This window comes from Sphaerochaeta sp., from assembly GCA_022482495.1.
Taxonomy (GTDB): domain Bacteria; phylum Spirochaetota; class Spirochaetia; order Sphaerochaetales; family Sphaerochaetaceae; genus RUG023.
Genome location: JAKVPA010000007.1, coordinates 92,266 through 117,314 on the forward strand (window position 1 = coordinate 92,266; position 25,049 = coordinate 117,314).

Genomic DNA, 25,049 nt, shown 5'->3' on the forward strand with positions numbered 1-25,049 from the left:
AAAAACGGAGTTGCATGAGCCTGTATTCCATCATTGACATCAGTTCCACCAGCATCTCGATGATCATCGCCCAGGAAACCGACGGGGATCCTGTGGTGTTTGACCGTGACCGCCAGTACATCTCCATGCTGAGTTACCTGGATGGACCGAACCTGTCCGCCCGTGGCATCGAGAAAGCATCCAGACCATTCAGCTCTACAAGGAAAAAACAAACCGCCTCGGCGTCGCCCATTGCCATCTGATCGGCACCGCATCGCTCAGGCACATCGACAACCTGGAGGAAATCCAGACCCAAATCGCTTCCCAGACCGGACTTGGATTGATCATCCTGGACGGGACGATGGAAGCCTACTGCGACGCCATCGCCAACAGCCAGTACCGGAATTGTGACCGCCCCGTTTTGATCGACATCGGAGGAGCCAGCGTGGAGATCTGCGACCTGTCCAAACAGCGACGTGACGAAATGAACTTCCTGGACTTCGGCGCCATCACGCTGAACCAGCGGTTCGTCTCCGGCATGCAACCGGACAAGGACGAGGCGAAAAAGATCAAGAAGTATCTGCGGAAGCAACTGGAAACGCTCCCCTTCCCCGCTTCCACCTCGTTCAACACCGCCATATTGGTCGGAGCGACCAACAAAGCGTTGTATGAGTTCCATCAAGACCTCTTCTGTTCCACAGAGGTGGGAAACGCCATCCAGCGATTCTCCACCAAAGAACTGAAGCATCTGGCCACCTATCTCATCGAAGCCCCGGACCGCTCCTACCAGATTCTCAAGCATGCTCCGGAGCGGATCCACATCCTGGCCGTCTCAGCCATCATCCTGAAGGAAGTACTCCGGCGCCTGGACGTGGAAGACATCATTGTCAGCGATGCCGGCGTCAAGGAAGGATACCTGAAACTGCTGCTGTCCATGACGCAACAAACGGGAACCAGCATTTCCCAACCGAAGGGAGCGTAGGAGGGAGCCATGACCGCGAAGAAAAAAGCCACTCCTTCCCGTTTCATCAACGGCCCGTACATCAACCGGGAACACTCCTGGCTGCTGTTCAACCGACGCGTGCTGGAGCAGGCGAGCGACCCGGCAAACCCCTTGTTGGAACGTTGCAAGTTCCTCTCCATCTTCTCCTCCAACCTGGATGAGTTCTTCATGATCCGGGTGGGCAGTCTGGTCACCCAAATGCACCACGCCCCGAAACTGAAGGAAAACAAAACGGGTCTGACGGCCGAGCAGCAACTTGCCGGAATCCTCTGCGAAGTGCAGAATCTGTACGCACAGGGAAAACGGACATTCGCTTCGCTCCGGACCCAGTTGTACGCCCATGGAGTCGCCATCACCAAAGGCTCGGAACTGACGGCACACCAGAAAAATCTCTGCCGCTCGGCGTTTCTCCTCCGGTTTCTTCCCCTCCTCTCCCCGATGGTGCTGGACGCCAAGCATCCGATGATCCGCTTTGAGAACCTGGAGACCTACCTGGTCGTCCACCTTCACAAGGTAAACCGAAGCATGATCGGCATTCTGGGCATCTCGCCGAAACTCGACCGGTTGTTTGAAATCCCCGGGGGAAGAAGACCCATGTGATCACCAGCGAGGAACTGGTGGCGACCTTCGCCGACCTGGCGTTCCCCGGCTATGCGCTGAAGGACAAAGCGCTGGTGCGCGTCACCCGCAACGCGGACTTTGACACCCGGCTTCAGGACGGCGACCTGGAAACGGATTTCGACTTCACCAAGTACATCCAGGACAAGGTGGAGGAACGGAGCATCATGAACGTGGTGCGGCTGGAGATGGATGGGGACAATGAGACGATCCGCTCGTTCCTGTTGAAGAACCTGAATCTGTCCGACAAATTCTGCTATCGCATCAAACACGCCTTCGACTACTCGTTCATGACCAAGCTGGATCCGTTCTTCCCGATCGAACAGCTTCCCGCCCTCCACTATCCCCCGTTCAAAGGCGCCGTCCCTGCGGATTTGAAGGAAGTGCCCGGCATGATCGAGCGGGTACGCCAGGGGGACGTGTTCCTTTCCTACCCGTTCGAAAGCATGGATCCGCTGGTCCAGCTCCTCAATGAATGCGCCGACGACCCTCGGACGGTGAGCATCAAGATGACGATCTACCGGATCGACAGCCACTCCCGTATCGTGGAAGCGTTGAAACGGGCGAGTGAGAACAAAAAAGAGGTGACCGTCCTGATCGAACTGTTCGCCCGCTTTGACGAGGAGAACAACCTGTACTACGCCAACATGCTCCGGGAAGCGGGATGCACCATCTTCTATGGCACGGCGAACTACAAGGTCCACGCCAAGATCATCTCCATCATCCGTACCGACGGTGAGGAGATCAGCTACATCACACACTTGGGAACCGGCAACTACAACGAGGATACCAGCCGGCAGTACACCGACCTGAACCTGATCACCAGCGACCGGAGGATCGGAGAAGACGCGGTGGCGTTTTTCCGCAACCTCGGCCATCATGAACTACCACTTCCCCTACCAGGCCATGTTGATCGCCCCGTTCACGCTGAAACAGGGAATCATCGCCGCAATCGATGGGGAGATATCCAAAGCGAAGGCAGGGATCCCTGCCCGGATCATCGCCAAGATGAACAGCCTGACGGACAAGGAGATCATCGACAAACTGATCCAGGCAAGCTGCGAAGGCGTTCCCATCTCCCTGATCGTCCGGGGCATCTGTTGCCTGCGGCCCGGACTGAACGGTCTGACGGACCATATCAGCGTGATCAGCATCGTCGGGCGCTTTTTGGAACACTCCCGAATCTACTGTTTCGGGGTTGGGGCCGAGCGGAAGATTTTCATCTCCAGCGCCGACCTGATGACCCGCAACACGGACAAACGCATCGAGATCGCCACTCCGATCTTCGATCCCCGGATCGTCAAACGGATCAGCGGCATGCTGGAGGTACTCCTGTCCGACACCATCAAGGCGAAGAAGCTCACCTCCAAAGGAACTTACAAACCGATTCAGGCCAACGGGAAACCGATGGACTCCCAGGCCTTTTTCCTCCGCAATCCGGAAGGGGCGGTCCCCTGATTGTATCCAGTCCCGTTTGGGGCTATCATGGAAACGTACACCAGATATCGGGGATAACCCCGAAGAAGGAGAAAGCAATGAAAGTACTCTTTGGTGGTCAGCCGGTAAAGCTGAAAGGAACGCAATTGAACGTCGGCGACAAAGTGCCGCACTTCACCGCGGTGGCGAAAGATCTCGGCACCTTTGATTCAAAAACCCTCAAGGGAAAGGTCCTGTATGTTTCCGTCCCCTCTCTGGACACCAGTGTCTGTGACACGGAAGTCCGCAGGTTCAACAAGGAAGCGGCAGCGCTTGCCGATACGACGGTCGTCACTGTCTCGATGGATCTGCCGTTCGCCCAGGCCCGCTGGTGCGGAGCTGCGGGAATCGACAAGGTCATCACCGTCAGTGATTTCCGTGATCATGAGTTCGGTGAGAAATTCGGCGTCAAGCTCGCCGGCATCGGCCTGCTTACCCGCGCCGTCTTCGCAGCCAACGAAGAGGGCATCATCACCTACGTCCAGTACGTGGAGGATGTGAGCAAACAACCGGATTACGACAAAGCGCTCGCCGCGGTCAAATAACCTAGCTCTTGTGTGGAACGGGCCGGTGAGGCATGTACCTCACCGGCCTTTTTTCTTTCCTTACGAAACCAAATCCGCCACAGGGCGTGGTTTGACCTCAGCGGGAAGCGGACGGTACGTCCGGTGCTGCATCGTCTCCTGGAACTCTTCTTTGACCGCCTTGAGCGACGAAGGATCCTGAAGGATCCGGATGGCGGAGAGGGAGATGACCTTGGCGCTCCACAGCATCATCTTGTGGGCGATGCTTCCTTTGCCCTGGGCGACGACCTGCCAGGTGTGCCCCGGCGTCCCCGGAGCCCAAGTTGCCGCCAGGAACTGCGCCGTCGGACAGTTCCAGCTGACGTCCCCGACATCGGTCGACCCATAACTCATCCTCAGCGGCGCGTCTGCATCATACGGCACCAGGAATTCGAAGAGAGCGTCATCCCTGTGCTGGAGGATTTCCCGGACCACCGAACGGTCCCGTACCGCGGAAGCGACCTTCTCCAGATCCCGCGCCGCGTTGGATGGCGCCACGTACCGTTTGGCGTACGCGCGCTCCTTCTCGCTGAACGAAGGAAGCGGGACATCCTGCATCGTTTGGTACACCTCCTCTGAGAGCGTACGGTTGGGCAGATAGTTGGCGCATGCCTTGATCGTCTCCCAGCTCACCTGGGTGCCGGTCATCAACGCGGCGCCCCGGGCGATGTCATTGACCCGCTGCTGCAGTTCGCCCAACTGGCTCACATCGGGAAGACGGATCATGTACAGTACATCCGCCTTGGCAGGCACCACGTTGGGGGACAGCCCCCCGGCGTTGGTGATGGCATAGTGCATCCGCGCCTCCTGCACCACGTGCTCGCGGAGGAAGTTCACCCCGACATTCATCAACTCCACCGCGTCCAGCGCGCTTCTTCCGTACTCCGGAGCGGCGGCGGCATGGGAGCTCTTCCCCTTGAAATGGTACAGCGTCATCTCATTGGCCAGGGAACTTTCCGCGTACACCTTGTTCAACGTCCCGGGATGCCAGGTGAGCGCGCAGTCCAAGGAGGCGAACGCCCCTTCCCTGGCCATGAACGCCTTGCCCGACCCATTCTCCTCGGCGGGACAGCCAAAGTAGATCACCGTACCGGAAACCCCATGGGTTTGCAGGTATTCCTTGACGGCAAGCGCGCCCCCGATGGACGCCACACCCAGCAGGTTGTGGCCGCACCCATGTCCCGGAGCTCCGGGAACAAGCGGGGATTCCTCCGGCCCGTCGGCAACCTGGCTCAAACAACTCAACGCGTCAAACTCACCAAGAATTCCGATCCGGGGAGCACCCGAACCATACTGCGCGGTGAACGCCGTTGCGATGCCGAACGCGGGAGACTGGATGGAAAATCCATGCGCCTTGAGAAAATCCATCTGGAGGTTGGCTGATGCCGTCTCCTGATATCCCATTTCCGGATGATCCCAGATGGCGTCGGACAACGCACACAATCCATCAGATTCCGTATCAATGACTCCGATGAGTTCCTGAATATCCATGTAGCTTCTCCTCAAAACCGTGACAGCACCGCGGAAAGCGCGATGCGGTAACCACTCTGGAGACTTGCGACCTCCACCCACTCCTGGTAGGTATGGGCGCCGCCTCCCAGATAACAACCAAAACAGATGCTGGGGATTCCCAGCGAAAGCGGGATGTTGCAGTCGGTGGAACCGGGAAGGATCCGCGGTGACGTCCCGCTCTCCCGGGCGATGGCGGCCCGGGCAAGCTGTACCAGCGCATCCAAGCGCGCCGCGTCGACATCGCCGGAGCAGGGACGCTCCCCCAACGGCTTCACCTCGACGGAAACGCCTTGACCGCGGAACTCCTGGATGACCGTCTGGAACCGTTGCTGCATCGTTGAAAGATCGGCGCGCTCGTCAGAACGGAACTCGTAGGCCATCCTGGCCTCCTGGGCGATGGTGTTCACCGACGTGCCGCCGCTGATCAAGCCGACGTTGTACGTGGTGCGCCCGGTATGGGGAACCTCCACCTGGTACAGTGTGGTGATCATCTTCGCCAAGTACGCGATGGCGTTCTTGTTGCCGAAATCGGCATAAGAGTGCCCGCCTTCCGTCCGTACGGTCACCTCCATCCGAAGCGACCCCACCGCCTTGTTGACGATTCCTTTGTACGTGCCGTCAAAGGAGATCACCTGGGAAAGGCGGGAGCCGTACGTCGCGCAAATCTTCCGCGACCCCTTCAGGTTTCCCAACCCCTCCTCACCGGCGTTTGCCACAAACAAGACCCCTTCTCCGTTCCGTGGACGGAGGTTCTTTTCCGTCACGTACCAGGCGGAGAAGAGAAGCGCCACCAGGTTTGCCGTATCGTCCCCGATCCCCGGTGCCTTGATCATCCCACCTTCCACCGTTACGGGAAGGGGATCGGTATCGGGGAAGACCACATCGGTATGGGCCATGAACACGGACAGGGGATTATCCCCTCGGTCCCCCACCGGGTAGACCACGTTCAGGGCATCGTCGATGTACACCCCGGTACATCCCTTGCCCTCAAGCCACGTTTTGACGAACCGTGCCCGCTCCTCTTCATGGTTGGACGGAGAGGGAATCCGGGCGATGGTTTGCAAGGAGGTCGAACGCCTGATCCTTGTGCTGTTGGATGAACGCCTCGGCCTCATCTGGCACCACCCATGACGCTGCTTCTCTCATACCCCTGCCTCCTTGACCGTATCCATCAACTTGATGAACGTATCATCGTACAGGTGGCACGCCACCTTGTGGCCCCGCTTCTCCGGGAACCTTGCGCAGCGGGGGTTCGAACTGGGAGCAGACCGGCATCGCCTTGGAACACGCGGGGATGGAACACGCATCCGGTCGGTGGGTTCATCGGAGAGGGAGGATCGCCCTGCAGGATCACCCGCTGGCGCTTTTCATGGGGGTTGGGCTCCGGTACGGCGGAAAGGAGCGCCTGGGTGTACGGATGCATCGGATGGTCGAACAGCGAATCCGTCAGTCCTTCCTCCACCAGGTGTCCCAGATACATCACGCCGATCCGGTTGGAGATATACTTCACCACGCTGATGTCGTGGGCGATGAACAGGTAGGTCAGATGATCCTTCTCCTGCAGATCGAGCAGCAGGTTGATGATCTGCGACTGGATGGACACATCCAACGCGGAGACCGGCTCGTCGCAGACGATCAACTGGGGGTTGAGGATCAACGCACGGGCAAGCCCGATCCGCTGACGCTGCCCACCGGAGAACTCATACGGATAGCGGTAGAAATGCTCCGCCCTGAGCCCCACCTTCTCCAGGATGCTCATCGCCATGTCCGCCTTTTCCTGGTGACTATGGCCCAGATGGTGGATGTCCAACACTTCGATCAGGCAGTCGCTGATCTTCTGGCGGGGATCCAGCGACATGTACGGGTCCTGGAAGACCATCTGCATGTTCCGCCTGAGGGGCCGGAGCGCCTTCTCGTCCCAATCGGTGATCTCCTGATCCCCGATGTACAACCGCCCGTCGGTCGGTTTGACCAGACGAATCACCGTTCGTCCGAACGTGCTCTTGCCACACCCCGTCTCACCGACCAGTCCGTACGTCTCCCCCTGGTACAGCCGCATCGTCACGCCATCGACGGCCTTCACTTGGTTGAGTACCCGACCGAACGCGTTCTTGATGGGGAAGTAGGTTCTGATGGCCTGTGCGCTGAGCACAACCTTCCGCGTCTCATCCATGGCTCTCCCCTCCTTCGGTCATCTTCCAGCACCGTACCCGGTGTCCCGGCGCCACATCCTTCAGTTGTTGCTGCTCATGGAAACAGCGCTCCTCGGCAAACGCGCACCGCTTGGCGAACCGGCACCCCTGGGGGATCTGGTCCAGAAGCGGCACGGTACCGGGGATCATGGACAGCCGTTTGCTCCGGTCATCGCTGATCTTCGGAATGGAGGCCAACAGCCCCCGGGTGTACGGATGGGTCGGATGGTCGAACAGATCGTCGACCAACGCCTCCTCCACCACCTGTCCCAGGTACATCACCACCACCCGGCGGCAGGTCTCCGCCACCACGGCAAGATCATGGGTGATCAACATGACCCCCATGTTCAGCCGCTTGTTCATGTCGACGATCAACTCCATGATCTGCGCCTGGATGGTCACGTCCAGCGCCGTCGTCGGCTCGTCGGCGATCAACAGCCGGGGACCGCAGGCCAGGGCGATGGCGATCATCACCCGCTGGCGCATCCCGCCGGACAACTCGTGGGGATACTGGTCCACCCGTTTCTCCGGCGAAGGAATGCCGACCATCTTCAGCATGTCGATGGCCTTCTCCCGCGCCTGGGTCTTGGAAAGTTTCTGGTGGATCCTCAACGGCTCCATGATCTGCTCCCCCACGGTGAACACCGGGTTCAGCGCGCTCAACGCGTCCTGGAACACCATGGAGATCATCTTCCCCCGATAGCGTTGCATCGTCCGCTGGGGAAGGGAAAAGAGGTTGGTGCCCTGGAACAACACCTGGCCCCCGTAGCGGGTCAGCTTCTTCTCATCGTACAACCGGAGAATCGATTGGGAGGTGACGCTTTTGCCGCATCCCGACTCCCCCACCACACCGAGAATCTCTCCCTGGGTGATGGAGAAGGAAACCCCGTCCACCGCTTTCAGCCAGCCTCGCTCCGTCTTGAATGACGTGGTAAGGTGGTTTACTTGGAGCAACTGCGCTTCATTCTGTCCCATCATTTCCTCCTAGCCATTCTGCGGATCCAGCAGATCCCTCAGCCCGTCCCCGAACAGGTTCAAGCCGAGAACGGTCAACGCCGTGACGATACCGGGGAAGATGATCATCCACTGGGCGTTGTAGATCACCGTCCGGCCCTCACTGAGAATGGCGCCCCAGCTGGGCTCGGGAGCCGGCACCCCGGCGCCGAGGAAACTCAGCGCCGCCTCGGTGATGATCGCCGTCGCGAAGACGAATGTCATCTGGATGATCAACGGAGAAAGAATGTTGGGAGCGATATGCTTCCACAGGATCCGCTGCGTCCCCGCACCCAGCCCACGCATCGCCTCGATGTACGTCTGCTCCTTGATGACCAGAGCCGAAGAACGGGCAAGACGGGCCATGTTCGGGGTGCTGACCACCGCCAGGCTGATGATGACGTTCTTGATGTCGGCCCCCAACGCGGTCATCAAGGCGATTGCCAGAAGAATCGACGGGATGGCTTTCAGACCGTCACAGATCCGCATCATGATGCTGTCCATCGTCGAGCTGACCGAGGAGTACAATCCAATGACCAGTCCGAGAAACCCGGAGATCAAGCCAACGGAAAAGCCCTACCGTCATGGAAATCCGCGCGCCATACACGACACGGGAGAAAAGATCCCGTCCCAATGAATCCGTCCCGAACCAGTGCGCCTTGGACGGCGCCTGGAGCCGGTGCGCCACATCCACGGCGTACGGCGACTGCCGGGCGATCAACGGCGCAAAGATGGCGACGAGGAGCACCACGACGAAGATCACCAACCCCATGACGGATTGCCGGTTGTACAGGAATTTCCTGAGTTTCAGTTCCCGTTGTTCCTTGGCCAGCTTCCGTTGCAACTGCAACATGTCTTCGGGAGACTCGCCATTGTTCCGCATCGTAGCAGAAACGTCCATATCCGCCTCCTTCCGCTCACCCGAGCCGAATCCGTGGATCGACGACGCCGTACAGCAGATCCACCACCAGACTGATCGCCACGTTGATCAGCGCGATCATCAACACCACCGCCTGGATCACCTGGTAATCCCTGCGCCCCACCGAATTGACCACCAGGGACCCGATGCCGGGGATGCCGAACATCGACTCCACCACCGTCGCTCCGGAGAGCGCGCCGATGAAACTCTGTCCGATGATGGTCAGCACCTGGACCAGCGTGTTGCGGAACGCGTGCTTGGCCACCAGGGCGAACTCCTTCACCCCTTTGGCCTTGGCCATGCGCACGTAATCACTGCCCAACGCCTCCAGCATGGACGCCCGGGTCATCCGCATGATCAACGCGGCGTACATGAACCCCAGCGCGATGGCGGGGAGCGTCAAGAACCGGATGTGTTGGCCGAAGCCGGCGGAAATCGGTTTGTACCCGGAGACGGGAAACCACCGGAGTTTCACGGCGAAGAACAAGATCAGGAACAAGCCGAGAAGAAAACTGGGAAGGCTGATGCCCAGGAGGGACAGCACGGTGACAGACTGGTCGACGATGGTCTGTTTTTTCCGCGCCGCCACCATGCCCAGCGGCAAGGCGATCACCACGCTGATGATCATGGCGTAGATGGCCAAAGACAGGGTCGGAAGCATATGGGATTTCAGCATTTCCGACACCGGCGTGTTGTTGGACACCGATACGCCCAAATCCCCGGAGAACACGTTCCCCAGCCAGTGGAAATACCGGGTCACCGGGGGATCGTCCAACCCCATCCGGGTCCGGAGCGCCATGATATCCTCAGGCGTCGCGTTATCCCCCAGGATCACGGCGGCGGGGTCCCCGGGAATCAGATACACAATGCTGAACACCACCACCGATACAATCAACAACACTGGGATGATGGACAGCACCCGACGAATCACATATTTTTTCATCGCTCCTTCCCTTCCTGCCATCGGAAAAGGGGGCGAACCCCCTTCTCCGTTTCCAATCACTTATTCGCGTACCTGGACATTCCAGAAGTAGACACCGCTGTAGATGTTCAGGTTTTCCACCTTGTCACTCCACGCCATGGCTGCGTTGTAGTGCCCCAGGTTCATCAACGGCAGGTATTCCCACGAGTAGCCCTGCAGCACATCCCAGTTGTGCTTCGCCTCCTCCCTGGTCTTGGACGCGTTGAACGCGTCAACCAACGAAAGGATGTGAGGATCATCCGTACCGGTCCAGCCAGGGTACGTCGGGCCGAAGTACAGCTTCAGCGACGGAACCGGCACGCTGGCGAACGAGGTGACGTACACATCGTACTTGGACGAGTCGGTGCGGAACTGCGTCAACGTCGCCCAGTCGACGACGATCAACTCAACCTTGATTCCCACCGCTTCCAGTTCCTGCTGCACCACCAGCGCCGTGCGATCCATGCCGTTCAGCGTGGAGACCAGAATCCGGAACGGCTGCCCGTTGTATCCGGCTTTCTTCAGCAGTTCCTTGGCCTTGGCGGCGTCATGCTGGTTGTAGTACTCGCTGCCCGCTTCACTGACCCAGAACGGCTCGCTGGAATCCATGTAGCTGGAATTCAGTTCGTACAGACTCCCATAGGCGGCCCGCATGACATCATCGAAGTTCAGCGCCGCGTTGACCGCCTGGCGGAAGTAGATGTTGGAGGCAACGCCTTCCTTCTTGTTGAACACGTAGGCCACCGTTCCTGCCTGGTACCGGATCACCTTGACGCCATCCATTGAGACGACACGGTCGTAGCTGTCACCGGTGACGTTGTAATCCATATCATACTGGCCGGTCTCCAGACCCGCCGTCCGGGTGGTCGGCTCGGAGACATAGTGGAAGTACAGCTTCTTGATCTTCGGATCCTTGTACCCAGCCCAGCCATCCACCGGTTTGGAAGGATCACCGTACGGTACGTAATCGTCGAACTTCTCCAGCAACGTGTACTGGTTCAGCTTCCACTCGACGAACTTGTACGGACCGGTTCCGATGTAGTCCGTCATGAATCCTTTGGTGTCCTCTTTCGCCGCGGCGGTCGCCGTGGTGATGGCAGCCGGCTGCGCCGCGCCAGCCATGACGTCCAGGAATGTCACCGCCGGATGGTCGAAGGTGATGCGGACCGTGTAGTCGTCCACCTTGACGAACCGAGCCTTGCCGGCAAGCTGTTTGGCCACGGAGAACCCGTTGATCCACCGGTTCATCGACGCGACGACGTCATCGGCCGTCATGATCGTTCCATCATGGAACTTGACCCCTTTGCGAAGATAGAACGTGTACTCCGAAGAGTCGGCGTTGGTCTCATACCGCTCCGCCAGCTCCGGCACCACCTCCGACTTGGAGTTCAGCGTCACCAGCTTCTCCCAGACGGAACCGGAAGTCATCTGCCGGGCGATCAGGGAGCTGTTCTTGTGCAGGTCGAGCGAAGGAGCTTCCTGGGCGACGGCGATGTGCAGTTCATCCTTGTACTTCACCGGCGCGGTTCCCTGCGCTGCAGCGGCACCGCTTCCCGCTTCCTTGCTCCCTCCGGCCCATCCCACGCTCATGACGATGGCAAGGACTACTCCCACCATCAACGTTATCCGTTTCGTTCTCATCGTCGTTCCTCCCATATTGGTGTGGAAATTGAAACAAAAAAAGCGCGACGGGACGAATCCTGTCGCGCCTTTGCGTTTGGTATTGGGGAGGTAGTACACCAACACCCGATGAGTTGTCAACAGACCCAATCAAGCTCTTTCATGTCTGCTTTTTCTTCCATAGCCTTTTCATCTTTCGCTCAGCAAAGAAAATACATGCGCCCATACGCATACGTATCGGGAGATGTCATGCAAAGATTCTTGCAGGCATCTACAGAATATTCTCTTGAAAAATTGATGAAATCGGGCTTGGTCTGGATCATGACACCCCGGAAAGCGTGCCATCGTCCGCCACATCAATCCCCTCTGCGGCAGGAACTTTGGGAAGACCGGGCATCGTCATGATCTTCCCGCTGTAGGCGACGACGAACTGGGCCCCGGCGGACAGCTTCACGTCGTGGATCTTCACGGTGAATCCGGTGGGCCGGGCAAGCAACTTGGGATTGTCGGAGAGGGAATATTGCGTCTTTGCCACGCACACCGGAACCTTGTCCAACCCAAGACGCTCAAGACGATCCATCTCTTCGTTGGCCTGGTCGGAGAAGCAGACATCCTCCCCGCCGTACACCTGGGTGACGATCATGCGGATCTTCTCGGAAAGCGGGAGATTCAGATCGTACAGCGGCCGGGCAGGCAGACGCGGATGGTCAGCCAGACGAACCACCTCGTTCGCAAGATCCACCGCACCTTCACCACCCTTCGCCCAGGCATTATCCACCACCACCGGCACCCCGTAGGTTTGGCAGAAGGCACGCACCATATCCGTTTCCGCCCCGCTGTCCGTCGGGAACTGGTTGATGGCCACCACGGCGGGCAAATGGTACACCCCGGTGATGTTCTCGATGTGCTTGCCCAGATTGGGAAGTCCGCCCTTCAGCGCTGCCAGATCCTCCTGGGCCAACGTTTCCTTGGCCGCCCCTCCATGCATCTTCAACGCCCGGATGGTGGCGACGATCACCATGGCATCAGGGAACCGGTCCAGCTGGCGGCAGACGATGTCCAGGAACTTCTCCGCCCCCAGGTCGGCGCCGAATCCCGCCTCGGTGACGGTGTACTGTCCCAACCGGAGCGCCGTACGGGTGGCGATGATGCTGTTGCACCCATGGGCGATGTTGGCGAACGGTCCGCCATGGACCAATGCCGGATGATGCTCCAGCGTCTGCACCAGATTCGGTTTGATGGCATCCTTGAGAAGAGCGGCCATCGCGCCCTGGGCCTTCAGGTCGGAAGCGGTCACCGGCTTGTCATCCACCGTATACCCGACGATGATGTTCCCCAGCCTCCGTTTCAAGTCGGCGAGATCCTCGGAGAGGCAGAGGATGGCCATCACCTCGGAGGCTGCGGTGATCTCAAACCCATCGTCCCGGGGTACCCCGCCGGTCTTTCCCCCCAGTCCGTCGGTGATGAAGCGGAGCTGACGGTCGTTCATGTCCATCGCCCGCTTCCAAGTGATCCGCTTGGGATCAATACCCAGGCTGTTGCCCTGGTAGATATGGTTGTCCAGCATGGCGGCAAGCAGGTTGTTCGCCGATGTGATGGCGTGGAAATCCCCGGTGAAGTGAAGGTTGATGTCCTCCATCGGCATGATCTGGGCGTACCCACCGCCGGCGGCCCCGCCTTTCAGACCGAAGACCGGACCAAGCGACGGCTGGCGGAGGGCAAGGACCGCATTGTGGCCACAGCGGTTCATCGCGTCGGCAAGCCCGATGGCAGTGGTGGTCTTCCCTTCCCCCGCAGGTGTCGGATTGATCGCCGTCACCAAGATCAGTTTCCCTTCCGTCCGGTGGGTACGCTGGATCTCTTGGGGATCAACCTTCGCCATGTACGCCCCGTAGGGAATAATCTCCTTGATCCCCAACGAAGATGCCACATCCCCGATCCGCGCCATCGTCGCCCGATGGGCGATCTCGATGTCCGTCTCCTGCTGTTCCACACTGGCCTCCCCACCTGGGACAACGCCTCAGGCTTGTTTTCTTCATCCTATCCACCGGATAAAAATCATTCCAGTGGCGTCATCCCCTTTTTCTCAGGTTTTGGATACGGAACCATGGCTCTTTCCCTATCATTTCCCCTCCTGAACTGGTACGCTTGTCCTATGGAGCGCACCGATGCGGATCGCCATCTGCGATGACAACCCAGCTGACGCCCGGCACGTCAAGGAATTGATGGAGCAGTTTCTCCATGCCCATCAGTATGCCGCGGAGATCCATCTGTTCCTCCATCCCGACGAATTGCTTGCCACCATGGAACACACCCGTTTCTCCCTGTACCTGCTGGACATCCTCATGCCGATGGTCAACGGCATCGAAGCGGGCAGAAGCATCCGGTTGCTGGACCGTACCACCCAAATCATCTACGTCACCGGTGAGGCGCGGTTCGCGCTGGAATCCTTTGACACCAACCCCACCACCTATCTGCTCAAACCGGTGGACGCACCCAAACTCTTCGCCACGCTGGAACGGATTTTCCCCCGGCTGTCCGCCGAGGAAACGCGCGTCATCACCGTCAAAAGCAGCAAAGGCCTGCGCGTCCTCCATTTTTCCGAAATCCTCTGCTGTGAATACCGCGCCCACACGCTTCATTTCACGCTTTTTTCCGACGCAAAGCTGGAAAGCAAGTACCTGTCTCAGAGTTTCAGCGAGTACATCGCCCCCTTGATGGAAACCGGGGAATTCGTGAAAACCCACGAGTCGTTCATCATCAACCTCGGATATCTCACCCATCTGTCCCCGACGACGGCAACGCTCAAAGGAGAGCTGAAGGTTCCGGTCTCCCGAAACCACTATGCCGCCGTCCGGGATGCCTACCTGACCTCCCGGCTGGGTACTGGGACGAGGGACTGACATGTGGCCTGATCTGATCCGCAGCTTCACCACCAACCTGATGGTCGCCGTCCTGATCTTCTCCCTTGCCCAGCCACGAAAAGCGTTATGGAAGGTGTATCTGGTGACGTTTTTGATCTGCATCCTCGACATGATTCCCAACGGGATTTGTTACGCGAAAGGACAGTACCACCTGGTCGTTCTGGTCGACGTGTTTGTCCTGATCCCCGCCCTGCTTTTGATCAAACCGATGTTTCATGACACGTTCATCCAGTGGTGCTTCAACATCATCACCTCCCTGAACACCCTGTGCGTCGTCCGCTTCCTCGGCCTGGAGATGTTTCCCTCCGCACCCCACTCCCCGTACAGCGTGACGGTGGTGCGGGTGGTGCTGCTCGCCCTGATCGCCTGGCTCTTCTACCACAAGCTCAGGCCCCTGTACATTCTGGCCCAGCAGCACTGCGCCCCATACTTCGTGGTGGCGACCGCCATTCTCACCGGATACGGCATTCTGATGACCCACTCCACCCAGTTTTCCTCCTACCCGTTGTTGTACGCGTTCCTGACGATCATCACCATTTTGTTCTACCTGTCCGTCTTCTGGTCACTGAGGGAAATATCAGAGAACGTGATGATCCACGAAGAGAACCTCAAGATGAAAGACGATGAAGCAATTTTGTACGCATCCACCAAAGCGATGGAGCACAGCCTGCATCTGATGGAAGATTCCCAGAAGCAGATGCAAATCGCCAGTCATGACCAACGACATCGGGACGCGACGTTGCTGGGCCTTTTGAAGGAGGGTGACACCGAGCACGCCAAAGCGATGCTTTCCCAAAAGCTCGATACCGCCCCCCAGCAACCCAAACGGTACTGCCACAACTCCGTCATCAACGCCATCACCACATACCATCTTGCCCAGGCTGCGCAGCAGGGAATCGCCTTTCGCTCCAACCTGGACATTCCCGAACAGCCGGGCATCGACTCGTTCGAACTGGCCATGACCATCTCCAACCTGCTGGAGAACGCCCTCCATGGATGCATGGATCTTCCCGCCGACCACCGGTGGATCACCTTCACCGCATCCTGTACCGACCAGCTGTTGCTGCAAGTCAGCAACTCCTGTGCCCCGGATGTCCGTCTGGATTCCCAAGGCTTTCCCGTCTCTCACCAGACGGGACATGGCATCGGAACCCGCAGCATCCTTGCGTTCGTCAACCAGCACCAAGGACAGGTACGGTACGACATCACCGACGGCACCTTCCGCGTCCGCATGATCCTTGAACCCACCTCCAAATCAGCGGAAAAACCCACCAGATAAGCTGACACGCCCTCTGGACTCCGTTTTCTCCCCCATACTTTCCCTGACTCCCGGAAGGGAACCAAGGAGTTCACATGAAACAAAACATCTTTACCGCCATTGCACTGGCGGTCGTCATGCTGGGTGGATGCGCCACCAAACCGTTCAGAACCGCAACCACCCCACTGTGGGACGCATCCCCCACACGGGACAAGATCGTCGTCTGCAGTGACATCCACATCGGCGTCGAGGACGCCTACGCGGAGAACGTCGCCAACCGGCCGTACTTCGTCGAATTCGTCAATCGTCTGGCGGAAACCACCGACGTGCGGGAACTGGTCCTCAACGGCGACTTCCTGGATGAATGGTACCTGCCGCTCTCCTATGTGGAGACGGACCGTACGGCATTCTACCAGAAGAACCTGGACAACAACCCCACCGTCATCAAGGCACTGAAGAACGCCATCGCCAGCGGCATCAAGGTGGTATACATCGTGGGCAACCACGACATGTCCATCAAACAACAGATGATCGAGCAAGCCATCCCCGGCATCATCGTCGTCAACCAACCGCTGGGTGTCGGATTGTATCGTACCGGAGACCGGGGCGAGATCGCCCTGGAGCACGGACACCGCTACGATGTCTATTCGGCGCCTGACACCATCACCAACGCCGCCATCACCACCGGGGAGACGATGCTCCCGCCAGGATACTGGTACGCACGCTACGCCGCAGATTGGGTGATCGCCGGCAAACCCTCCTTCCCGCCTGACATTCCTGCGATCACCACCGTGCCGGACAAGACGAAGGACCGTGACCAGTACTACGCCTACGCCTACTACCGGACGCTGGCCGTCGAATTCACCCGCATCACGCTGGGAAACGCCTTCTCCGACAAGATCTTCGACATCCAGGTGGACGGATACAACGGCACCTACTCGCTGCAGGATCTGTTCCCCGTCCTGAACAACGACGGAAAGATCACCGCGCCGCTTCTCTACCCCAACTACCAACGGACCTGGGACGCTCGGCAGGAAGCCAACGGCGTCAAGGTGAAATCCGATTTCGGCGAAGCTGCCCTGGGTGCGTTGGGCGGAGCGTACTTTGAGAAACAGGCGCGCATGCAGTACGACGTGGACAAGACGGAAAGCCCCGTCGAAGTGGTCTCGTTCGGCCACACCCACATCCCGGAGTTCTACTCCTACGGCCCGGGAAGGTTCTACATCAACACCGGCACCTGGATCGACCACAACACCAACTACAAGGAAGGCGATGGTTCGATGCTCTCCCGCACCTTCACCGTCATCACGACGGGAGCGCAGGACAAGGTGGATGTCTACCAATACCAGACGGACGGAAACCTCAGGGACATCAAGGCGATGCTCCTCACCGACCATCCCTGAAGCACAAACCCTTGCACGGGGCGGAACCGCTTGGTTCCGCCCGTTTCTTTTCTTCCCCACCTGTTGTATGATCATCCCCGAGAGAAAGAAAGCATGAAACATATAGAACCGTATCATGGGGCGGGCATTCAGCTATGGACCACCAGGGAAAGCCTCACCTCCGTGCTGCTGGTCCTGCGGGCCATCCCACCCCAAAAGGGGAGCTGGTCGATCCCCGGTGGCGGCTGGGAACGGAGGAAGGACGGTTTTGATACCAAGGGAAAGCCTGACTACCGCGCCACGGCCATCCGGGAATGCAGGGAGGAAATCTTTTTCTCCATCGAAGATCCCCAGAAACTCACGCTCCTCTGGCAGATCCACCTCCCGTTCTTCCACTACGTCGTCTCTACCATACACCTCCCCTATGAGGTCTCCGTTTCCTGGGACCATGAGAACAAGGAAGCCGCATGGTTCCCCATCGATCATCTCCCAACACCGCAGGCCACCTTTCTGGGGAGCGAGATCGCCGCGTTGCGTCATCTGGCCAAGCACCAGAAAACCTGATCCCCTTCCCCGCTCTTTTTTCAAAGCGTGTTGACAAAGAAGTTCGGTATGGCTACATTGTGATTGTTTAGTAAGTAAACTAAACAGGAAGGGGCGACGATGTACTGCAAAGTGACCGACCAGATGATCCACATCATGCGGATGATGGATGGGGAAAGCAAGAGACCGCACGTCTATGGCGGCGTCTCGCTCTCCCTCTCGGAGATCACGTTTTTGGAGTCCGTCGTCCGGTACCCTGGAGAAAACGTCAGCGGCATCTCGCAGAAACTGGGCATCACCAAAGGAGCCGTCACCCAAATGGTCGGCAAACTGGATGGGAAACGGCTGATCAAAGTCCAGATGCGGGAAGACAACAAGAAAGAGAAATACCTGTATCCTACCGAAACGGGAACCAACGCACTGCGTGCCTACCAAGCGGACCACGAAGCGGCGAACCGGAAACTGTGCGCCTTCATCGGGAGTCTCAATCAGGAGGAAACCAGACTGGTGCACCGTTTTCTGGAATGCATACAGGAATGCGTGCCGTTTTCTGAATTTGAATGCATGCATGTACAGCGTGAAGCAGAAGGAAAAACAACATGACAAACCAACCCTTATTGGATGTGCGCGGACTGCACGTCGCACTTGAGAATGGAGAAGAAATTCTTCGCGGGACGGACCTGAAGATCAACCCCGGCGAAGTCCACGTCATCATGGGACCGAACGGATCGGGCAAATCCACGCTGGCCAACACCATCATGGGAAGCCCGGAATACCACGTCACGGCGGGAACCATCGCCTTTGACGGACAGGACATCACCACCGCACCGGTCAACGAACGAGCCAAGAAAGGGCTGTTCATGGCCTTTCAGAGCCCGGAAGAGATCGACGGCGTTTCCGTCTCCGATTTCCTGCGGACGGCGAAGCTCGCCCGTGACGGCAAACCGGTGAAGATGCTGGAATGGAAAACCCAGGTGGATGACACGCTGAAATCACTCGGCCTGGACGACACCTACGCCGACCGGGCGCTGAACGTCGGCTTCTCCGGCGGAGAAAAGAAGAAGAGTGAGATTCTCCAGATGTTGATGCTCCAGCCCAAACTGGCCATCCTGGATGAAACAGACTCCGGCTTGGACGTGGACGCCGTGCGGATCGTCACCGACGGCATCCTTCGCTTCAAGACCAGCGAGAACTCCCTTTTGATCATCTCCCACAGCACCCGGCTGTTGGAACGGCTCCCGGTGGACGCCGTGCATATCCTGTACAAAGGACGGTTCGTCCACAGCGGAGCGCGCAATCTGATCGACGAGGTGGAAGCCAATGGTTTCGCCAGCTTCATCGAAGAAGCAGAGAGGTGACACCGTGAACCGCAAAAAAACAGAGATCGGAGAATTTGACCGGGGCATCTATGATGTCCGGGACAAGAACGACCCCCGCTACCAGGTGGCCCCGGGTCTGACGGAAGACATTGTCCGCAAGATATCGGAGGGACAGCACGAACCGCAGTGGATGCTGGACCTGCGCCTGCAGAGCCTGAAGGATTTCAACCGGATTCCCCTTCCCACCTGGGGACCGTCCCTGGATGAGCTGGACATGAACAACATCGTCACGTTCATTCTTCCCAAGACGAAGATGACCGACGACTGGAAGAAACTGCCTGACGACATCCGCAACACGTTCGACCGTCTGGGCATCCCCAAGGCAGAACAGGACTACCTGGCCGGTGTGGGAGCCCAGTACGACTCCGAGGTGGTCTACCACCACATGAAAGCCAAGATGGAGAAGCTCGGGGTGGTCTACACCGACATGCAGACGGCCGTCCGGGAATATGAGGACCTGGTCAAACCCCGCTTCCTCAAACTTCTGCAACCCACCGAACACAAGTTCATGGCGTTGCACGGAGCCGTCTGGTCCGGAGGCTCGTTCGTCTATGTGCCGGACGGGGTGGAGGTGGACATGCCGTTGCAGTCCTACTTCCGTCTGAACGCCCCAGGCGCAGGACAGTTCGAGCACACGTTGATCATCCTTGGCAAGGGAGCCAAGCTCCACTTCATCGAAGGATGCTCCGCGCCGAAGTACAACGTGCTGAACCTCCACGCCGGATGCGTGGAACTGTACGTCGGCGAGGGCGCGACGCTGCGCTACTCCACCATCGAGAACTGGTCGAAGAACATGCTGAACCTGAACTCCAAACGGGCCCAGGTGGAAAAGAACGGCACCATCCAGTGGGTTTCCGGCACGTTCGGCTCCCACATCACCATGCTGTACCCCAGCTCGGTGCTGAAGGGTGAAGGCGCCAGGAGCGAATACGTCGGCGTCAGCTTCGCCGGCACGAACCAATTCCTGGATACCGGTTCGAAGGTGATCCACGCCGCGCCGAACACCTTCTCCACCATGTCCTCCAAGTCAATTTCCAAGGAGGGGGGAAACACGACGACGCGTACCTCCGTCACCGTGATGCCCCAGGCGAAAAACAGCAAGTCCAGCGTGATCTGCGAATCGTTGATCCTGGACAGCAAGTCCCGCTCGGACACCGTACCTGCCATGGACATCCGCAACGACAAGGCGGACATCGGACACGAGGCGCGCATCGGACGCATCAGCGAGCAGTCCATCTACTATCTGATGACCCGCGGCCTGAGTGAGGAAGAGGCCAAAGCCTTGATCGTTCGGGGCTTCGTCGAACCGGTCACCAAGGAACTGCCGCTGGAATACGCGGTGGAGATGAACCGCTTGATCGGACTGGAGCTGGAAGGCGCCATTGGATGAGGAGTGAATATGAAACTCACACAACTGAATGAACTGCAAATGCCCACGTGGCGCTGGCTTGGCATCAACGCCGCGGAACTGGATATCAATGAGCTTCCCGATGAACGATGGACAAAACCGGTCGTCTCCGACGCGCCCAAGGAAGTCATTCTCACCGAAGAACCGACCAGCGTGGAGCGTGAAGGATTACCCGTCGACATGGCACGCATCAGCCAGGTGGTGGCAAAGCACCACACCTATGCGCTGAAGGTCACCATCCCCGACCACACCACCCTGTCCAAACCACTTTTGCTGGACTTCCAGCTGGATGACGAGCATCCCCAGGTGGTGGAGTCGCTGACCATCCTGGCCGGGGAAGAGAGCCAGGGCGATGTCATCGTCCGCTACCACGCAAGCGGAAGCAAGGTTCACATCCATGGGGGCTTCACCTCCATGACCGTGAAGAAGAACGCTTCCCTCCGCCTGTTCAAGGTCCAGACGCTGGGCGGCAGGGACGCCCATCTGGACGGAACCGAAGCCACGGTGGAGGAAAACGGCAACGTGGAAGTGGTCTTCTGCGAACTGGGAACGGCAAAAACCGTCTCCGGCTGCAACTTCCTGCTCTCTGGAAGGAAGAGCGTCGGCACGATGCAGACGCTGTTTCTGGGAACCGGAACACGGCACCAGGACTTTGACGACAGGATCGAACTGCGCGGCAGAGACACCCAGGGGGCGATCATCGCCCGAGGCGCGCTGTCCGGCACGGCAAAGAAAGTGCTCCGCAGCACGTTGGATTTCATCCACGGCGCTGCGGGCTCCAAAGGGAGTGAACAGGAGACGGTGCTGACGCTGAGCGACAAGGCGGTGAACCTTTCCGCTCCATTGCTCCTCAGCGGGGAATCCAACGTGGAAGGATCCCACGCCGTCTCCAGCGGCAGTCCCAATCCACAGAAGCTGTTCTATCTGATGAGCCGTGGCTTCTCCGAACTGGACGCGAAGCGGCTGCTGGTGGAGGCGTCCTTCGCCCCCATTCTGGCTGCGCTCCCGCTTCCGGAACTGAAGGAAACGGTCTCTCAAGCCATACGGGAGGCGGTGCACCATGCAAATTGATTACAAACAGGATTTTCCCCTTCTGAACCAATTGGGGGAGGACGGACTTCCTCTTGCCTATCTTGACAACGCAGCGACAACGCAGAAGCCACAGGAAGTGATCGACGCCGTACGGAACTTCTACGAGACGTTCAACGCCAACCCGCACCGTGGCTCGTACGCCATCAGCGAACAGGCGACGGAAACATTTGAGCAGGTACGGGAGAAGTTCGCCCGGTTCATCGGAGCGAAGGACAGCAGCGAGATCGTCTTCACCTCCGGCACGACGGACGCCATCAACACGGTGGCGTTGAGTTGGGGAAACGCCAACATCCATGCCGGGGACGAGATTCTGATCTCCGTCCTGGAGCACCACAGCAACCTGCTTCCCTGGCAGCGGCTGGCCCATGAGAAAGGAGCGACGCTCGTCTACGTCGATCCCGATGAGAGCGGATGCGTCAATCCCAACGATGTGGCGGCAAAACTGACCCCCAGGACCAAGCTGCTTGCCCTGACCCAGGTCTCCAACGTGCTGGGCGGCATCAATCCGATCAAGGAGATCACCAAGATCGCCCACAAGAACGGCACGTTGGTGCTGATGGATGCGGCGCAGAGCGCGCCCCACATCCCGGTGGACGTGACCGACCTGGACGTCGACTTCCTCGCCTGTTCCGGTCACAAGATGCTGGCTCCAGCCGGCATCGGGGTGCTGTACGGCAAGAAAGCGATCCTGGACGGCATGGAGCCGCTCAGGCTGGGTGGCGGCATCGTCGAGCAGGTGACCCAGCAGACGGTGAGTTTTCTGGACACCCCGTGGAAGTTCGAGGCGGGAACGCAGAACACCGAAGGGGTGGTCGGTCTGGGAGCCGCCATCGACTACCTTGAGAAACTGGGAATGGATACCATCCAGCAGAGGGAGAAACAGCTTACCGCGTACGCGTTGGGCAAGCTGGAAACGATCCCCCACCTCCATCTGTACCACGCCAAAGAGGCGACCGGCATCATTTCGTTCAACGTGGAGGATGTCCATCCCCACGACACGGCGGAGGTGCTTGCCGCCCATGGGGTGGCGGTCCGCGCCGGCCACCATTGCGCCCAGCCGTTGATGGCCTACCTTGGCGTGCAGGCCACCTGTCGGATGAGCCTGTATTTCTACAATACGGAACAGGACATCAACCGCCTGGTCGAAGCCCTGAAGACGGTGCGAGGAGTGCTTGGCTATGAATCTTAACGAAGTCTATTCGGAAGTGATCAGGGAGCACAATCTCTCCCACCACAACAAACATCCGCTGGAACAGCCCACGGTGGAGGTCCCCGGCAGGAACCCCAGTTGCGGGGATGACATCCAGCTGTTCGTGAAGATGAAGGATGGCGTAATCGACGACGCATCGTACACCGGTTCGGGATGCGCCATCTCCCAGGCCTCCGTCTCCATCATGATCGACCTGGTGCGGGGAAAGACCATCAAAGAGGCGAAAGAGCTGTGCGACCTGTTCCTCAAGATGATACGCACCGGAGACCTTAGCACGGAAGAACAGAAGAAGATGGATGATGCCATGGCGCTGTCCAACGTATCCACCATGCCGGCCCGGGTCAAATGCGCCACCATGCCGTGGCACACGCTGCAGGCTGCGTTGGATGCGGTGGAAAAGCCTTCCTGACAACAGGAAAAGAATATCACCTGTATCCTTATCTTTTCCACCCAAAATGTAACAGAGTGGTATATGAATTGATTTCTTCGTGAAAAACTCAGAAAACCATCCATCATGTGTGGTATTTTTTTTCGTTTCGATGTATGTTTTTTTTTATTTGAGTGATAAGGGAAACAATGTCCTTATGCTCCAGGAGGAATGATTTAGTATGAAAAAAAGTCAGAAACACATACTGACGGTTCTTTGCATCGCCAGCCTGTTCGCAGTTGTCCTGACCGGATGCTCCAAGAAGGAGGCCGCAACCACTACCTCTGCTGCGCAGAGCACTACTACCACGACACAACAGGCGCCGGCAAAAGCCACGGCCGAAGTGAAGGTCACTGACCTGGCCGATGGTTTGTACTATGCAGCGGGAGACGAGTTCGAGTCTTCCGGTTGGAAATCCGTCGTATTCCTGACCGTCAAAGGTGGAAAGATCACCGATGCCGATTGGAACGCGGTGAACGTCAACGGCGGAGCCGATAAGAAAACGTATGATAAAGCCGGCAAATACCGGATGGTCGCCTATGGCAAAGCCCAGGCGGAGTGGTACCAGCAGGCTGAGAAAGTCGAGCAGTATTTGATCTCCACCCAGGATCCGACCAAGATCACCTACACCGATGGCGAGCATACCGATGCCATCAGCGGCGCGACGATTTCCGTCAATGATTTCTTCACGCTGGCCCAGAAAGCGCTGGCCAATGGTCCGGTCACTCCGGGCACCTGGCAGGACGGCACCTACTTTGCCATCTCTGACAGCTACGGTTCCAGCGGCTGGAAAGAGTATGTGTCCCTGAACGTCCTTCATGGCGTGATCGTGGGAGCCAACTGGAGCGCCATCAACCGTACCGGCGATGACAAGAAGCCGTACGACAAGGCGGGAAAGTATGGCATGATGGCCAAGAGCAAGGCCAAGGCGGAGTGGTACCAGCAGGCTGAGAAAGTCGAGCAGTATCTGATCTCCACCCAGGATCCGACCAAGATCACCTACACCGATGGTGCCCATACCGATGCCATCAGCGGCGCTACGATCACCGTCAGCGAATTCTTCGAGCTGGCCCAGGAAGCGCTTGCCGCAGGCCCGATCGCCATTGGCCCGTACACCGACGGCGGCTACTACGCCCAGGCGGATGACTTTGGTTCCAGCGGCTGGAAGAGCTTCGTTTCCTTGCTGGTCAGAAACGGCAACATCGTCAACGTCTACTGGTCCGGTTGGAACAAAGACGGTTCGATCACCGAAGACAAGCAGACCTATGCCGCCGCAGGCAAGTACAACATGAAGGCTGCCGGCGCCATCGCCGAATGGGATGTCCAGGCACAGGCCGCCGAGCAGTACCTGCTGAAGACCCAAGACCTCTCCACCATCGTGCTGAAGGACAACGGCCACAGCGATTCGATCTCCGGAGCAACCATCTCCGTCAGCGACTTCGTCAAGCTGGCCCAGGCTGCCTTGGACGCCGGTGTCATTAAGTACACCAAATAACGAGTACTCGTAGTCACAACAGAGCCGCCCTCATCGGGCGGCTTTCTTTTGGAAACATCTCAAGATTTCTCATTACATCGTTTTTATTGTATCCG

The 25,049-nt window shown here is 58.4% G+C and carries 23 protein-coding genes and 1 pseudogene; 15 read left to right on the plus strand and 9 right to left on the minus strand.

From position 1 onward, the window contains the following. The first annotated feature begins 14 nt into the window (after nt 1-14). From LKE28_08820 to tpx, 4 genes and pseudogenes are all read left to right on the plus strand, one after another. Nucleotides 15-242, plus strand: a complete 228-nt coding sequence (locus tag LKE28_08820) for a hypothetical protein (protein MCH3908319.1) — start codon at nt 15-17, stop codon at nt 240-242. Beyond that, nucleotides 188-961: a hypothetical protein gene (locus tag LKE28_08825; protein ID MCH3908320.1), complete on the plus strand. Its 774-nt coding sequence runs from the start codon at nt 188-190 to the stop codon at nt 959-961. Before LKE28_08820 ends, LKE28_08825 begins: the two co-directional genes overlap by 55 nt. Before the next feature lie 9 nt (nt 962-970). Continuing rightward, a pseudogene (locus LKE28_08830) lies at nt 971-1,905 on the plus strand (hypothetical protein). Between the two features lie 141 nt (nt 1,906-2,046). Beyond that, nucleotides 2,047-3,621: a thiol peroxidase gene (gene tpx / locus LKE28_08835; GenBank protein ID MCH3908321.1), complete on the plus strand. Its 1,575-nt coding sequence runs from the start codon at nt 2,047-2,049 to the stop codon at nt 3,619-3,621. Between the two features lie 60 nt (nt 3,622-3,681). Here the strand turns inward: tpx and LKE28_08840 are convergent, their stop codons facing one another. From LKE28_08840 to LKE28_08880, 9 genes are all read right to left on the minus strand, one after another. Then, nucleotides 3,682-5,130, minus strand: a complete 1,449-nt coding sequence (locus LKE28_08840) for a M20 family metallopeptidase (protein MCH3908322.1) — start codon at nt 5,128-5,130, stop codon at nt 3,682-3,684. Nucleotides 5,131-5,141: 11 nt separating this feature from the next. Beyond that, nucleotides 5,142-6,215, minus strand: a complete 1,074-nt coding sequence (locus tag LKE28_08845; protein ID MCH3908323.1) for a M20/M25/M40 family metallo-hydrolase — start codon at nt 6,213-6,215, stop codon at nt 5,142-5,144. A gap of 107 nt (nt 6,216-6,322) precedes the next feature. After that, the gene (locus LKE28_08850) at nt 6,323-7,324 is read right to left on the minus strand and encodes an ATP-binding cassette domain-containing protein (GenBank protein ID MCH3908324.1); all 1,002 of its coding nucleotides are present in this window, start codon (nt 7,322-7,324) and stop codon (nt 6,323-6,325) included. Further along, nucleotides 7,317-8,321 carry an ABC transporter ATP-binding protein gene (locus tag LKE28_08855; GenBank protein MCH3908325.1) on the minus strand — a complete coding sequence of 335 codons (1,005 nt, stop codon included), beginning with the start codon at nt 8,319-8,321 and terminating at the stop codon, nt 7,317-7,319. Before LKE28_08855 ends, LKE28_08850 begins: the two co-directional genes overlap by 8 nt. Nucleotides 8,322-8,327: 6 nt before the next feature. Next, nucleotides 8,328-8,828, minus strand: a complete 501-nt coding sequence (locus LKE28_08860) for an ABC transporter permease (GenBank protein ID MCH3908326.1) — start codon at nt 8,826-8,828, stop codon at nt 8,328-8,330. Then, nucleotides 8,812-9,237: a hypothetical protein gene (locus LKE28_08865; protein MCH3908327.1), complete on the minus strand. Its 426-nt coding sequence runs from the start codon at nt 9,235-9,237 to the stop codon at nt 8,812-8,814. Before LKE28_08865 ends, LKE28_08860 begins: the two co-directional genes overlap by 17 nt. 16 nt (nt 9,238-9,253) lie before the next feature. Next, complete coding sequence (locus LKE28_08870; GenBank protein ID MCH3908328.1) at nt 9,254-10,198, minus strand: ABC transporter permease; 945 nt, start codon at nt 10,196-10,198, stop codon at nt 9,254-9,256. A 60-nt stretch (nt 10,199-10,258) separates the two neighbouring features. Next, the gene (locus LKE28_08875; protein ID MCH3908329.1) at nt 10,259-11,857 is read right to left on the minus strand and encodes an ABC transporter substrate-binding protein; all 1,599 of its coding nucleotides are present in this window, start codon (nt 11,855-11,857) and stop codon (nt 10,259-10,261) included. 298 nt (nt 11,858-12,155) lie between these two features. Next, nucleotides 12,156-13,784: a formate--tetrahydrofolate ligase gene (locus tag LKE28_08880; protein MCH3908330.1), complete on the minus strand. Its 1,629-nt coding sequence runs from the start codon at nt 13,782-13,784 to the stop codon at nt 12,156-12,158. A gap of 220 nt (nt 13,785-14,004) precedes the next feature. Here LKE28_08880 and LKE28_08885 point away from each other — a divergent pair, with 220 nt between their 5' ends. The 11 genes from LKE28_08885 (at nt 14,005) to LKE28_08935 (ending at nt 24,954) form a co-directional block, all read left to right on the plus strand. Next, the gene (locus LKE28_08885) at nt 14,005-14,739 is read left to right on the plus strand and encodes a LytTR family DNA-binding domain-containing protein (protein ID MCH3908331.1); all 735 of its coding nucleotides are present in this window, start codon (nt 14,005-14,007) and stop codon (nt 14,737-14,739) included. Between the two features lies 1 nt (nt 14,740). Then, nucleotides 14,741-16,039, plus strand: a complete 1,299-nt coding sequence (locus tag LKE28_08890; GenBank protein MCH3908332.1) for a GHKL domain-containing protein — start codon at nt 14,741-14,743, stop codon at nt 16,037-16,039. Between the two features lie 74 nt (nt 16,040-16,113). Next, nucleotides 16,114-17,421: a metallophosphoesterase gene (locus tag LKE28_08895; protein ID MCH3908333.1), complete on the plus strand. Its 1,308-nt coding sequence runs from the start codon at nt 16,114-16,116 to the stop codon at nt 17,419-17,421. Nucleotides 17,422-17,514: 93 nt separating this feature from the next. Beyond that, nucleotides 17,515-17,964, plus strand: a complete 450-nt coding sequence (locus LKE28_08900; GenBank protein MCH3908334.1) for an NUDIX hydrolase — start codon at nt 17,515-17,517, stop codon at nt 17,962-17,964. 99 nt (nt 17,965-18,063) lie between these two features. Beyond that, nucleotides 18,064-18,546, plus strand: coding sequence for a MarR family winged helix-turn-helix transcriptional regulator (locus tag LKE28_08905; protein MCH3908335.1), 483 nt, complete (start codon nt 18,064-18,066; stop codon nt 18,544-18,546). Further along, nucleotides 18,543-19,301 (plus strand): Fe-S cluster assembly ATPase SufC, encoded by a 759-nt coding sequence (gene sufC / locus LKE28_08910; GenBank protein MCH3908336.1) that lies wholly within the window; start codon nt 18,543-18,545, stop codon nt 19,299-19,301. The genes LKE28_08905 and sufC overlap by 4 nt, the downstream gene beginning before the upstream one ends. After that, nucleotides 19,264-20,712: a Fe-S cluster assembly protein SufB gene (gene sufB / locus LKE28_08915; GenBank protein ID MCH3908337.1), complete on the plus strand. Its 1,449-nt coding sequence runs from the start codon at nt 19,264-19,266 to the stop codon at nt 20,710-20,712. The genes sufC and sufB overlap by 38 nt, the downstream gene beginning before the upstream one ends. Nucleotides 20,713-20,721: 9 nt before the next feature. Next, nucleotides 20,722-21,801: a SufD family Fe-S cluster assembly protein gene (locus LKE28_08920; GenBank protein ID MCH3908338.1), complete on the plus strand. Its 1,080-nt coding sequence runs from the start codon at nt 20,722-20,724 to the stop codon at nt 21,799-21,801. Continuing rightward, nucleotides 21,791-23,011 (plus strand): cysteine desulfurase, encoded by a 1,221-nt coding sequence (locus tag LKE28_08925; GenBank protein MCH3908339.1) that lies wholly within the window; start codon nt 21,791-21,793, stop codon nt 23,009-23,011. Before LKE28_08920 ends, LKE28_08925 begins: the two co-directional genes overlap by 11 nt. Continuing rightward, nucleotides 23,001-23,441: an SUF system NifU family Fe-S cluster assembly protein gene (locus LKE28_08930; protein ID MCH3908340.1), complete on the plus strand. Its 441-nt coding sequence runs from the start codon at nt 23,001-23,003 to the stop codon at nt 23,439-23,441. Before LKE28_08925 ends, LKE28_08930 begins: the two co-directional genes overlap by 11 nt. Before the next feature lie 199 nt (nt 23,442-23,640). Further along, nucleotides 23,641-24,954: an FMN-binding protein gene (locus LKE28_08935; GenBank protein ID MCH3908341.1), complete on the plus strand. Its 1,314-nt coding sequence runs from the start codon at nt 23,641-23,643 to the stop codon at nt 24,952-24,954. The last annotated feature ends 95 nt before the right edge of the window (nt 24,955-25,049 follow it).

What these genes read in the sequence shown, in the direction of transcription:
- LKE28_08820 (MCH3908319.1), top strand. Translation starts at nt 15, where the DNA reads ATGAGCCTGTATTCCATCATTGACATCAGTTCCACCAGCATCTCGATG.
- tpx (MCH3908321.1), top strand. Translation starts at nt 2,047, where the DNA reads ATGGATCCGCTGGTCCAGCTCCTCAATGAATGCGCCGACGACCCTCGG.
- LKE28_08840 (MCH3908322.1), bottom strand. Translation starts at nt 5,130, where the DNA reads ATGGATATTCAGGAACTCATCGGAGTCATTGATACGGAATCTGATGGA.
- LKE28_08850 (MCH3908324.1), bottom strand. Translation starts at nt 7,324, where the DNA reads ATGGATGAGACGCGGAAGGTTGTGCTCAGCGCACAGGCCATCAGAACC.
- LKE28_08855 (MCH3908325.1), bottom strand. Translation starts at nt 8,321, where the DNA reads ATGATGGGACAGAATGAAGCGCAGTTGCTCCAAGTAAACCACCTTACC.
- LKE28_08860 (MCH3908326.1), bottom strand. Translation starts at nt 8,828, where the DNA reads ATGATGCGGATCTGTGACGGTCTGAAAGCCATCCCGTCGATTCTTCTG.
- LKE28_08865 (MCH3908327.1), bottom strand. Translation starts at nt 9,237, where the DNA reads ATGGACGTTTCTGCTACGATGCGGAACAATGGCGAGTCTCCCGAAGAC.
- LKE28_08870 (MCH3908328.1), bottom strand. Translation starts at nt 10,198, where the DNA reads ATGAAAAAATATGTGATTCGTCGGGTGCTGTCCATCATCCCAGTGTTG.
- LKE28_08875 (MCH3908329.1), bottom strand. Translation starts at nt 11,857, where the DNA reads ATGAGAACGAAACGGATAACGTTGATGGTGGGAGTAGTCCTTGCCATC.
- LKE28_08880 (MCH3908330.1), bottom strand. Translation starts at nt 13,784, where the DNA reads ATGGCGCGGATCGGGGATGTGGCATCTTCGTTGGGGATCAAGGAGATT.
- LKE28_08885 (MCH3908331.1), top strand. Translation starts at nt 14,005, where the DNA reads ATGCGGATCGCCATCTGCGATGACAACCCAGCTGACGCCCGGCACGTC.
- LKE28_08890 (MCH3908332.1), top strand. Translation starts at nt 14,741, where the DNA reads ATGTGGCCTGATCTGATCCGCAGCTTCACCACCAACCTGATGGTCGCC.
- LKE28_08895 (MCH3908333.1), top strand. Translation starts at nt 16,114, where the DNA reads ATGAAACAAAACATCTTTACCGCCATTGCACTGGCGGTCGTCATGCTG.
- LKE28_08900 (MCH3908334.1), top strand. Translation starts at nt 17,515, where the DNA reads ATGAAACATATAGAACCGTATCATGGGGCGGGCATTCAGCTATGGACC.
- LKE28_08905 (MCH3908335.1), top strand. Translation starts at nt 18,064, where the DNA reads ATGTACTGCAAAGTGACCGACCAGATGATCCACATCATGCGGATGATG.
- sufC (MCH3908336.1), top strand. Translation starts at nt 18,543, where the DNA reads ATGACAAACCAACCCTTATTGGATGTGCGCGGACTGCACGTCGCACTT.
- sufB (MCH3908337.1), top strand. Translation starts at nt 19,264, where the DNA reads ATGGTTTCGCCAGCTTCATCGAAGAAGCAGAGAGGTGACACCGTGAAC.
- LKE28_08920 (MCH3908338.1), top strand. Translation starts at nt 20,722, where the DNA reads ATGAAACTCACACAACTGAATGAACTGCAAATGCCCACGTGGCGCTGG.
- LKE28_08925 (MCH3908339.1), top strand. Translation starts at nt 21,791, where the DNA reads ATGCAAATTGATTACAAACAGGATTTTCCCCTTCTGAACCAATTGGGG.
- LKE28_08930 (MCH3908340.1), top strand. Translation starts at nt 23,001, where the DNA reads ATGAATCTTAACGAAGTCTATTCGGAAGTGATCAGGGAGCACAATCTC.
- LKE28_08935 (MCH3908341.1), top strand. Translation starts at nt 23,641, where the DNA reads ATGAAAAAAAGTCAGAAACACATACTGACGGTTCTTTGCATCGCCAGC.